Raw genomic sequence first — 10952 nt, 5'->3', positions numbered from 1 at the left:
ATCCGTGACCGACACCAACCGACGCGCGATCCTGGGGATGGGGCTGGCCGCGGGCATGGCCGGCTTCGCCGCCGACGCGCTCGCCCAGTCCACGACGCGCGGCGACGCGCCCACCGAAGGCGCACCGGCGCGGCCGGCGCCCGACGCCAAATACCGGCTGCCCTTCGCCGTGATCGGCATGGATCACAACCACATCTACGGCATGACCGACGCGATGATCCGCGGCGGCGGCGTGCTGACGAGCTTCTATGCGCGCGATCCGCAGCAGATCGCGATGTTCCGCAAGCGCTATCCCGGCGTGCCCTTGGCGCGCTCGGAGGAGGAGATCCTCGAGAACCGCGCGATCAAGCTGGTGTGCAGCGCCGCCGTTCCCAGCCTGCGCGCGCCGCTCGGCATCCGGGTGATGCGGGCGGGCAAGGACTATCTGAGCGACAAGGCCGCGGTCGTCAGCCTCGCCCAGCTCGCCGAGGTGCGTCAGGCCATCAAGGAGACCGGGCGCAAGTTCGGGATCATGTATTCCGAGCGGCTGGAGGTGCCCGCGGCGGTGATGGCCGGGCAACTGGTCCACGACGGCGCGATCGGCCGCGTAATCCAGACGGTCAACCTCGCCCCGCACCGGCTGTCCGCCCCATCACGCCCGGCATGGTTCTGGGACGTGGCGCGCAACGGCGGCATTCTCACCGACGTCGGCAGCCATCAGGCCGACCAGTTCCTCTACCTGACCGGCAGCAAGCGTGCGCAGGTCGTCGCCTCCCAGACCGGCAATTTCGGCCACCCCGATCGCCCGCAGTTCCAGGACTTCGGCGACATGCTGCTCAACGGCGACGGCGGCACCGGCTACGTGCGCGTCGACTGGTTCACCCCGGACGGGCTGCCGACCTGGGGCGACGGCCGGCTCTTCATTCTCGGTACCGAGGGGTTCATCGAGCTGCGCAAATACGTCGACCTCGCGGGCCGTCCGGGCGGCAACCACCTCTTCATCTCCGACCGCAAGGGCACGCGCTATCTCGACTGTTCGAAGGTGCCGCTGCCGTTCGGGCCGCAGTTCATCACCGACCTGGTCGAGCGCACCTCGGTCGCGCAGGACCAGGAAGGCGCGCTGCTCGCCGCCGAGCTGGTGCTGACCGCGAGCGCGCGCGCGACGCCGGCTCGCGCCACCTGAAGACGTTCTTCCCGGCGAAGCACGGTTGCGCCGCCTGCTGACACCGCTTACCGTGCGGTACGCCCGCAAGAGGCGAGGAGGGATGCAGTGACTAGGCCAGCCATCATCGGAGGCGAGGGAGCGGCGCGTAGCGTCGCCCCGTTGATTCGCCTTCGGCGCCAGGGTTTGCGCCGTGCATCCGCGCTCTTGTCGCCCCGCCATCCCGCCGCCCGCGCGGCCTGAGATCCCGAGAGGAGCCACCATGTTCGACCGCACCTATTACGCCACCCATCCCGACATGATGGAGTGCGTCTCCAACGAGGAACTGCGCGACCGCTATCTGATCCAGGGGCTGTTCCGCACCGGCGAGTGCGTGCTCAACTACACCCATGCCGACCGCTTCGTGATCGGCGGCGTCGCGCCGGGTGCGCAGCCGGTCAAGCTCCCCGACCAGATCGAGCCCGCGTCGGCCGCCGGCCATCCCTTCCTCGAGCGTCGCGAACTGGCGGTGGTCAACATCGGCAAGACCGAGGGCAAAGTCACCGTCGACGGCGAGGCCTTCACGCTCGGCAACAAGGACTGCCTCTATGTGACGATGGGCGCCAAGGAGGTCGTGTTCGAAGGCGAGGGCGCGCGCTACTATCTCGCCTCCTGCCCCGCCCATAAGGGGTTCCAGACCCGCAAGCTCGGCATCGCCGACGCCAAGGCGCTCGAGCGCGGCAGCCTGGAGGAATCGAACGAGCGCACCATCTATCAGCTCGTCATTCCTGGCGTGTGCGACAGCGCGCAGCTGGTGATGGGGCTGACCGTGCTCAAGCCGGGCAGCGTGTGGAACACCATGCCCCCGCACATCCACGAGCGTCGCAGCGAGATCTACTGCTATTTCGAGCTCGACAATCCCGACACCGATCGCGTCATGCACTTCATGGGCGAGGGTGAGGCGATGCGCCACATCGTCACCGCCAACGAGGAAGTCGTGATCTCCCCGCCCTGGTCGATCCACATGGGCGCCGGCACCAAGGCCTATGCCTTCATCTGGGCGATGGCCGGCGAGAACCAGGACTATACCGACATGAACGTGCTGGACATCTGCCAGCTGGCGTAACGCTGGGGGGAGAGGGGCTGTCCCTCTCCCAGTTCGTCCTGAGTGCCGCTGAGCGTGTCGAAGCGGCATATCGAAGGACGGTGGCTCGATACGGGCCTTCTGCGCTCAGCCTCCCCTCACCACGAACGGATTCGCGATGACCAACCCCTTCGATCTTTCCGGCAAGGTGGCGGTCGTCACCGGCGCCAACACCGGCATCGGCCAGGCGATCGCGCTGGCCTTGGCGGAGGCCGGCGCGGACATCGCCGCCGTGGGCCGCACCCCGGCCGAGGACACCGTCGCCAAGGCGCGCGCGCTCGGCCGCCGCGCGGAGATCGTCTCTGCCGATCTCTCGACCATCGAGCCGGTCGGCCGGGTGGTGGACGAGACGGTCGAAAAGCTCGGTGGCCTCGACATCCTGGTCAACAACGCCGGCATCATTCGCCGCGCCGACGCCGTCGACTTCACCGAGGAGGATTGGGACGCGGTGGTCGACACCAACCTCAAGTCGGTGTTCTTCCTCTGCCAGGCGGCCGGCCGTCACATGATTGCGAATGGCGGCGGCAAGATCGTCAACATCGCGTCGATGCTCACCTTCCAGGGCGGCATCCGCGTGCCGAGCTACACCGCGTCCAAGTCCGGCATCGGCGGGCTTACCAAGCTGCTGGCGAACGAATGGGCGACCCAGGGCGTCAACGTCAACGCGATCGCGCCGGGCTATATCGCCACCAACAACACCGCGGCGTTGCAGACCGACGAGACCCGCAACAAGGCGATCGTCGACCGCATCCCCGCCGGCCGCTGGGGCAGCCCGAGCGACCTGGGCGGCGCGGCGGTGTTCCTCGCCTCGGCGGCCGCCGACTATGTCCAGGGGCATATCCTGGCGGTCGACGGCGGCTGGCTGGCGCGCTGACCCCACCACGTCCGTCATGCCGGACTTGATCCGGCATCCAGAGCCAAGCACGACGCGGCCTGGGGCACGCCCGCATCCGGGGCAACGAACGGAGACAGAGGAATGGGTCGTTTCGTAGCGTTCGGCGAGATCATGCTGCGGATGTCGCCGCCGGGACGCGAACTGCTGCTGCAGACGCCGCGGCTCGACGTGTGGGTGGCAGGCGCCGAGGCGAACGTCGCGACCCAGCTCGCCCGGCTCGGTCACGACGCGGCGATCGTGAGCGCCGTGCCGGCCAACGGCCTTGGCGAGGCGGCGGTGACCGCGTTGCGCGGCCACGGCGTCGACACGCGCGGCATCCGCCGGATGCCCGGCCGCATGGGCTTCTACTTCGCCACTACCGGCGCGGGCTTCCGCCCGACCGACGTGCTCTACGACCGTGCGCATTCCGCCTTCGCCGAGGCGCCGGTCGAGACCTGGGACTGGGACGCGCTCCTCGCCGGCGCCGACCGTTTCCACCTGTCGGGCATCACCCCCGCGCTCGGCCCCAACGGCACCGCCGCGGCGATCGCTGCGGTCGAGGCGGCGACGCGGGCGGGCGTGCCGATCTCGTTCGACGGCAACTATCGCGCGAAACTCTGGGAGGCGTGGGACAGTTCGCCGCGCGAGACGCTGACGACGCTGATCGGCCATGCCGACGTGCTGTTCGGCAACCACCGCGACGTATCGCTGCTGCTGGGCGAAACCTTCGGCGGCGACGGGCCGGAGCGGCGGCGCGAGGCGGCGGAGGCGGCGTTCGTGCACTTCCCCAAGCTGCGCGTCATCGCCTCCACCGCGCGCCACGCCGACGATGCCGACCGCAACCGCGTGTCGGCGCGGATCGACACCCGCGAGCGCGGGTTCCAGACCGAGGAAGCGACGATCACCGGCATCGTCGACCGGATCGGCGCGGGCGACGCCTTCGCCAGCGGCATCCTCCACGGCCTGCGCCGCGACCTCGATCTGGAGACGGTGGCCCGCACCGGCCTCGCGCTCACCGCGCTCAAGCATTCGCTGCCGGGCGACGCCAGCCTGTTCGGCCAAGGAGATATCGATGGCTTTTTCGAAGGAGGATTCGACGTCCGGCGTTAGCCGGCGGGCGGTGGTCGCGGGCGGGTTCGCGCTCGCCGCCGCGCGGCCCGCCTTCGCCGCAGGGTCGGGCACGGTCCGGGCGCCGGCGGGCGATTTCGCCGGCGTCGCCGAGCGCGGCGTCACCAGCTTCAAGGGCATCCGCTACGGCCGCGCCGAGCGCTTCCGCGCCCCGGTGGCGGTCGCCACCCCCGGCCGGACGGTGCCGGCGCAGCGCTTCGGCCCGATCTGCCCGCAGAAGCATCAGGGCGACGAGCCGCAGTCGGAGGACTGCCTGTTCCTCAACGTCTGGACCGCCGATGCGCGCCCCGCGGCGAAGAAGCCGGTGATGCTCTACATCCACGGTGGCGCCTATTCGGGGGGCAGCGTCACCGATCCGATGAACGACGGCCACGCGCTCGCCGCGCGCGGCGACGTGGTGGTGGTGACGGTCAACCACCGCCTCAACGCGTTTGGCTATCTCTATCTCGCGCGGCTCGATCCGCGCTTCCCCGACAGCGGCAACCTCGGCCAGCTCGACCTGATCCTCGCGCTGCAATGGGTGCGCGACAACATCGCCGCGTTCGGCGGCGATCCGGCTCAGGTGATGGTGTTCGGCCAGTCGGGCGGCGGCGCCAAGATCGCGACGATGATGGGGATGCCGGCCGCCAAGGGGCTGTTCCACCGCGCCGCGACCATGAGCGGCCAGCAGGTCACCGCCTCCGGCCCGCTCAACGCCACCGCGCGCACCCGCGCCTATCTCGCGCGGCTGGGCGTGTCGGAGACGAACCTCGAACCGCTGCTGGCGATGCCGACCGAGCGGCTGGTGGCGGCGCTCGACGCGGTCGATCCGATCTTGGGCGGCGGGGTCTATTTCGGTCCCGTGCTCGACATGAAGTGGCTGACCCGCCACCCCTTCTGGCCCGACGCCAACCCGCAGGGCCTCGCCATCCCGATGCTGCTCGGCAACACCCATGACGAGACGCGCGCCTTTCTGAGCCCCGACAGCGTCAAGGTGCAGGGGCTCAGCTGGGACAATCTCGCCGATCGCATCGCGCCCGAACTGCGCATCGACATTTTGCCCGAATGGGTGGTGGCGCAGTACCGCGCGCATTTCCCGGACTGGACGCCGACGCAGGTGTTCTACGGCGCGACCACCGCCGGCCGCAGCTGGCGCGGCCAGGTGATCGAGGCGGAGGAGCGCGCCAGGGCAGGGGCGCCGGGCTGGGTCTACCAGCTCGACTTCGGCTCGCGCACCGATCCCCGGCGTGGCGCCTTCCACACGATGGACATCCCGCTGGTGTTCGGCACGCTCGATGCGGAGGGGTCGCAGACCGGCACCGGGGCGGACGCGCGCGCCGCCTCGGCCGCGATGCAGGAGAGCTTCGTCGCCTTCGCCAAGACCGGCGATCCCAACCACCGCGGGCTGCCGCACTGGCCGCGCTATGCGCTTGCGAACCGCAGCACCATGATCTTCGACGTCCGCTCGCACGTCGAAGACGACCCCCGCCGCTGGCAGCGCGAATTGTTCGCCCGCGTCCCCTATATCCAGCCCGGCAGCTGAATCTTTTCTTCGCCGCGTCGGGCGTTGACACCGGTTGCAATCCGCCGCATGCTCCTGACACCGGTTACTTAAAGCATAAACGGACCGGTGAACGACGCTCGACACGAAGCGTCGGATAGGGAGGATGTCGGACTCGCGGGCTTGTCGCCCGCTCTTCCCGATCCGTGCGCCGTGGACCGCGTCTTCGTTCGTCGCCGACCGCCTGCGTCGGCTGTGAGGGGAGAGTTTTCGCATGACCATGTCCCGTCGTCCGTGCCGCGGATCGTTGCGCCTCGCCGGCGCGTCGCTCGGCGCGATGGCCGCCGCGCTGCTGCTGCCGGCCGCCGCCTTCGCTCAGGCTGCCGAGGTGCCCGAGAGCGAGGCTCCCGGTACCCCCGCGCAGCAGGATCCCTCGCCCGCGCAGACCGCAGTGGTGCCGGCGGGCGACGCCGCCGCCGACCCGGCCGCGCAGGTCGCCCCGGCCGAGGCCGCAAGCGGCGGCGACATCGTCGTGACCGGCTTCCGCCAGTCGCTCGGCGCCGCGATCGCGCTCAAGCGCAACACCGTCGCCGCGGTCGACGCGATCGTCGCGGAAGACATCGCCAAGTTCCCCGACCAGAACCTCGCCGAGTCGCTGCAGCGCATTCCCGGCATCTCCATCCAGCGCGACGCCGGCGAAGGCCGCGCGATCACCGTCCGCGGCCTGGGCGCGCAGTTCACCCGCGTCCGCGTCAACGGGCTGGAGACGGTCGCGACCTCGACCGACGGCGCCAGCTCCAACCGAGACCGCGCGTTCGACTTCAACGTCTTCGCGTCCGAGCTGTTCAACTCGATCGTCGTGCACAAGACCGCCGAGGCCTCGCTCGACGAAGGCTCGCTAGGCGCGGTGGTCGATCTCAACACCGGCAATCCGCTGGCGGGCAAATACGGCCTGACCTTCGTCGCCTCGGGCCAGGCGTCGTACAACGACCTGTCGGAGAACTGGGGTCCGCGTCTCGCCGGGCTGCTGTCGTACAAGAACCCGGCCGGTACCTTCGGCGTGGCGGTCTCCGCCGCCTATCAGAAGACCAACAACTTCGAGATCGGCAACAACACGGTGCGCTGGGCGCAGGGCGTGTTCGACTCGGTCGACGGCAACGCATGCTTCTCGCAGCCCAATCGCGGCGGCACCTATACGGCGCCTGCCGGCGGCGTGTGCGACCAGGTCGCGCTCGCCTTCCACCCGCGCATCCCGCGCTACGGCTCGGTCCGGCACGACCGCGAGCGCCTGGGCCTGACCGGCAGCGTCCAGTGGGCGCCGACCGAAGCGACCAAGGTCTCGATCGATGCGCTCTACTCGCGCTTCAAGGAGACCCGCGAGGAGAAATGGGGCGAGGTGCTGCTGCGCTCCAACGAGCGGCAGATGGACGTCCGCGACTATACGATCGACGGCAACAACAACCTGATCTCCGCGACGATCGACGACGCCTGGGTCCGCACCGAGCATTATCTGCGCCAGTCGCAGACCGAGTTCTACCAGATCGGCGGCAGCTGGGATCAGGACGTCACCGATAATTTCCGCTTTACGCTGATGGGCGGCTATTCGAAGTCGGACGCGACGATCCCGGTCGAAACCACCTTCGTGTTCGACGATCGCGACGCGCAGGGCTTCCGCTACGACTATAGCGACATGAAGCGGCCGCTGATCAGCTTCGGCACCAGCGTCACCGATCCGGCCAACTTCCAGCTCGCCGAGATCCGCGACCGCCCGTCGGAGACGGTCAACGACTTCCGCACCGTGCAGCTGCGCACCGAATGGGACGTGGCCGAAGGGTTCAAGCTCAAGACCGGCGGCGTCTATCGCCGCTTCAAGTTCGACACCCAGGGCTTCTCGCGCGACACGGTGGTCTGCCCGAACGGCGGCGGCCGCGACAACGTGCTCGGCACGCTCACCTGCACGCCCAACACCAACATCGGCCCGACCGCGGTCTACGGCTTCCCCGCCGGCAACCTGGGCGAGCTGTTCAACCTGGGCAAGGCGAACCAGCCGAGCGGCACCACCACCCAGTTCCTGATCCCCAACATCGATGCGGCGGCCGATTTCACCGGCCTCTACGATCGCACCGCCAACGTGCTGGTCGGCGACACCCGCAGCGTGTCGGAGGAAGTGACCGGCGGCTATACCGAGTTCGGCCTGGAGGGCGATGTGTTCGGCCTGCGCTACGCCGCCAACGCCGGCATGCGCTACGTCCACACCCACCAGGAATCGACCGGTCTCACCTCCGCCACGGTCAGCGGCGTCACCACCAACACGCCGGTGACGGTCGAGCGCAGCTACGACGACTGGCTGCCGGCGGTGAACGTCGCGCTGTTCCCGATGGAGGACGTCGTGATCCGCGGCGCGATCGCCAAGGTCATCACCCGGCCTTCGCTGGGCAGCCTGACCCCGGGCGGGTCGGTCGACGGGTTCAACTACCGCGTCAACTTCGGCAACCCGCAGCTCGATCCGTTCCGCGCGACCGCGTTCGACGTGTCGGCCGAATGGTATTTCGCGCCCCAGTCGCTGTTCTCGGTCGCGCTGTTCAAGAAGAACATCGCCAGCTTCCCGGTCTCGGCCACGCGCAGCGGTACCTTCGCCTCGACGGGCCTGCCGCTGGGCGTGATCCCGGCGAGCTCGCCTGCGGCGCAGAACCCGGAAGGGCAGCTGTGGCAGATCACCTCGCCGGTCAACGGCACGGGTGCCTCGCTGAAGGGCATGGAGATCGCGCTCCAGTCGACGTTCAGCTTCCTGCCGGGCTTCCTCAAGAACTTCGGCTTCCTCGCCAACGCGACCTTCGTCGATTCCAGCGCGACCTATTCGCAGGGCGGGCCGGCGACCGGAGTCACCCGGCCGGGCGGTGCACTCGGCGCCTTGCCGAACACCGTGCGCGACGCGACGCTCTACGGCCTGTCGAAGCGCGCCTACAACGGCACGCTCTACTATGAGGATGCGAAATTCTCGGCGCGCGCGTCGGTGAGCTACCGGAGCCCGTACATCGACGGCGCCTCGGCGACCGGCAATCTGTTCGAAGGCTATGACGAGACGGTCAACGTCGACGCCTCGCTTCGCTACAAGATCACGCCGAACTTCGAGCTGTCGCTGGAAGGCACCAACCTCACCGACGAGTATCGCGACCGCTGGGTCGATATCGACGCACGCCGCAACTACGAATCGAACCACTTCGGCCGGACGTTCCTGATCGGCGGCCGCTTCAAGATGTGACCGGCCGAGACGGGACTGGCCCGGGGGCGCCGGCGCGGCGCCCCCGTTTCTTCGGAGAAGGCGGATGATCGACCGGCGACACACGCTTGCCGCGCTGGGATCGACGGTGGCCGCGCTCGGCCTCGGCTCGGCGCAGGCGCAGCAGCATACTGCACCGCCCGAGACGCTTGCCGACCCGGAAGAGACGATCGAGTTGTGGCCGGGGCAGGCGCCCGGCGCGCCCGCGCGCCCGCCGGTCGAGCGGATCGTCGAGCGCAGCACCGATCCCGCACTCCGCGACCGTGCGATCACCGGCGTCGTCCGGCCGCGGCTCACCGTCTTCCGCCCGCAGACCCCCAACGGCTCGGCGCTGCTGGTCGCCCCCGGCGGCGGCTACGCGCGGGTGGTGCTCGACAAGGAGGGGTATGAGATCGGCCGCTGGCTCGCAGCGCGGGGCTGGACGGTGTTCGTGCTCTTCTACCGCCTGCCCGGCGATGGCTGGCAGTCGGGCCCCGACACGCCGCTGCAGGACAGCCAGCGGGCGATGCGGCTGATCCGGTCGCGCGCCGCCGACTATGCAATCAAGCCCGATCGCGTCGCGGCGATGGGGTTTTCGGCGGGCGGCCACGTCTGCGGCGATCTCGCGACGCGACACGACGCGCGCGTCTATGCGCCGGTCGATTCCGCCGACCGGCTGAGCGCCCGCCCCGATCTCGCCGCGCCGATCTATGCGGTGCAGTCGATGCGGCTGCCGCTGGCGCACCCCGGCTCGCGCACGCTGCTGCTCGGCGATGCGCCGACGCCGGCGCTGGAGGCGGCGCATTCGCCGCAGGATCACGTCGGGGCGGCGACGCCGCCCTGCTTCCTGATGCACGCCGAGGACGACGACGTCGTGCCGGTCGACAACACGCTCGCGTTCCGCGCTGCGCTGCGCCGCGCCGGCGTGCCGGTCGAGACGCATCTGTTCGCGCAGGGCGGCCACGGCTTCGGGCTGCGCGGCGTCGCCGGCAAACCTGCCGCCGTCTGGCCCGAGCTGTTCGTGCGCTGGGCCGACACGCACGGTCTGGGCTGATCCCGGACCGCACACCTGAATTTCCCTGTTTCTTCGAGAGGTTGACCGTGGCGAACGACATTCCGCACCCCATCGACGACATCGCTGCGACCTTCGTGCGCGCGCGGCGGGAGGGCGGGGTGGTCGCCGACTATCCCGGCACCATGCCCGCCGGCCTGGGCGAGGCCTATGCCGTGCAGGACCGTGCGCTCGCGCTCGACGGGCGCCGGGTCGCGGGGTGGAAGGTCGGCAAGATCGACCCGCCGCTCGAGGGCAGCAACCGCCTCGCCGGCCCGATCTTCGCCGATCAGATCGTCGCAGGGAGCGACGCGACGCTCGCGATGCCGGTGTTCGGCGACGGCTTCGCCGCGGCCGAGGCCGAGTTCCTGCTGCGCGTCGGCACCGCACCTGATCCCGCCAAGCGCCGCTACACGATGGACGAGGCGCTCGACCTGCTCGACGCGGTGCATGTCGGCATCGAGATCGCCAGCTCGCCCTTTCCGGGGATCAACGATCATGGCCCGACCGTCACCATCTCCGACTATGGCAACAACAACGGGTTGGTGATCGGCCCGGCCATCGAGAACTGGCGCGATGCCGGCATCGAGCGGTGGCCGGTGGAGCTCCTGGTCGACGGCACGGTGATCGGCTCGGCGACTGCCGAGACGATGCTCGACGGACCGTTCGGCGCCGCCCGCTTTCTGTTCGAACTGCTTGCCGACCGCGGCATCGCGCTTCGCCCCGGCGACTGGATCTCGTCGGGCGCGGTGACCGGCGTTCACCGGGTGGTAGTCGGCGCGCAGGTCGAGGTGCGCTTCGACGACCGGCTGACGACCGCCTGCACGATCGTCGCGAGGTGAGACACCGCGCCCGTCGTCTCCCGCTCGCCAACCGCCCCGTCATGCTGACGAAAG

At 69.6% G+C, this 10952-nt stretch carries 8 protein-coding genes; all 8 read left to right on the top strand.

Going from position 1 to position 10952, the window contains the following annotated elements:
* The first annotated feature begins 4 nt into the window (after window positions 1-4).
* Window positions 5-1162, top strand: a complete 1158-nt coding sequence (locus ACBY01_RS10250) for a Gfo/Idh/MocA family protein (RefSeq protein WP_416460727.1) — start codon at window positions 5-7, stop codon at window positions 1160-1162.
* Window positions 1163-1403: 241 nt separating this feature from the next.
* Complete coding sequence (gene kduI, locus ACBY01_RS10245) at window positions 1404-2246, top strand: 5-dehydro-4-deoxy-D-glucuronate isomerase (protein ID WP_416460726.1); 843 nt, start codon at window positions 1404-1406, stop codon at window positions 2244-2246.
* A 136-nt stretch (window positions 2247-2382) separates the two neighbouring features.
* A complete protein-coding gene (kduD, locus tag ACBY01_RS10240; protein ID WP_416460725.1) occupies window positions 2383-3138 on the top strand; it encodes a 2-dehydro-3-deoxy-D-gluconate 5-dehydrogenase KduD in 756 nt (251 codons plus the stop codon).
* Window positions 3139-3240: 102 nt separating this feature from the next.
* Window positions 3241-4248: a sugar kinase gene (locus tag ACBY01_RS10235; RefSeq protein ID WP_416460724.1), complete on the top strand. Its 1008-nt coding sequence runs from the start codon at window positions 3241-3243 to the stop codon at window positions 4246-4248.
* Window positions 4211-5788, top strand: coding sequence for a carboxylesterase/lipase family protein (locus ACBY01_RS10230; RefSeq protein WP_416460723.1), 1578 nt, complete (start codon window positions 4211-4213; stop codon window positions 5786-5788). Before ACBY01_RS10235 ends, ACBY01_RS10230 begins: the two co-directional genes overlap by 38 nt.
* Window positions 5789-6020: 232 nt before the next feature.
* Window positions 6021-9008: a TonB-dependent receptor gene (locus ACBY01_RS10225; protein ID WP_416460722.1), complete on the top strand. Its 2988-nt coding sequence runs from the start codon at window positions 6021-6023 to the stop codon at window positions 9006-9008.
* 64 nt (window positions 9009-9072) lie between these two features.
* The gene (locus ACBY01_RS10220) at window positions 9073-10059 is read left to right on the top strand and encodes an alpha/beta hydrolase (RefSeq protein ID WP_416460720.1); all 987 of its coding nucleotides are present in this window, start codon (window positions 9073-9075) and stop codon (window positions 10057-10059) included.
* Window positions 10060-10106: 47 nt separating this feature from the next.
* Window positions 10107-10898, top strand: coding sequence for a 2-keto-4-pentenoate hydratase (locus ACBY01_RS10215; protein ID WP_416460719.1), 792 nt, complete (start codon window positions 10107-10109; stop codon window positions 10896-10898).
* Window positions 10899-10952: the final 54 nt, after the last annotated feature.

The sequence above is a fragment of the Sphingomonas mangrovi genome (assembly GCF_047975845.1).
In the GTDB taxonomy this organism is placed as follows: domain Bacteria; phylum Pseudomonadota; class Alphaproteobacteria; order Sphingomonadales; family Sphingomonadaceae; genus Sphingomonas.
This window is presented reverse-complemented; position numbering and strand designations above follow the sequence as displayed.

Bases quoted from the DNA above. Each gene is read 5' to 3' on its own strand.
- kduI (WP_416460726.1), top strand. From the start codon at position 1,404: ATGTTCGACCGCACCTATTACGCCACCCATCCCGACATGATGGAGTGC.
- kduD (WP_416460725.1), top strand. From the start codon at position 2,383: ATGACCAACCCCTTCGATCTTTCCGGCAAGGTGGCGGTCGTCACCGGC.
- ACBY01_RS10235 (WP_416460724.1), top strand. From the start codon at position 3,241: ATGGGTCGTTTCGTAGCGTTCGGCGAGATCATGCTGCGGATGTCGCCG.
- ACBY01_RS10230 (WP_416460723.1), top strand. From the start codon at position 4,211: ATGGCTTTTTCGAAGGAGGATTCGACGTCCGGCGTTAGCCGGCGGGCG.
- ACBY01_RS10225 (WP_416460722.1), top strand. From the start codon at position 6,021: ATGACCATGTCCCGTCGTCCGTGCCGCGGATCGTTGCGCCTCGCCGGC.
- ACBY01_RS10220 (WP_416460720.1), top strand. From the start codon at position 9,073: ATGATCGACCGGCGACACACGCTTGCCGCGCTGGGATCGACGGTGGCC.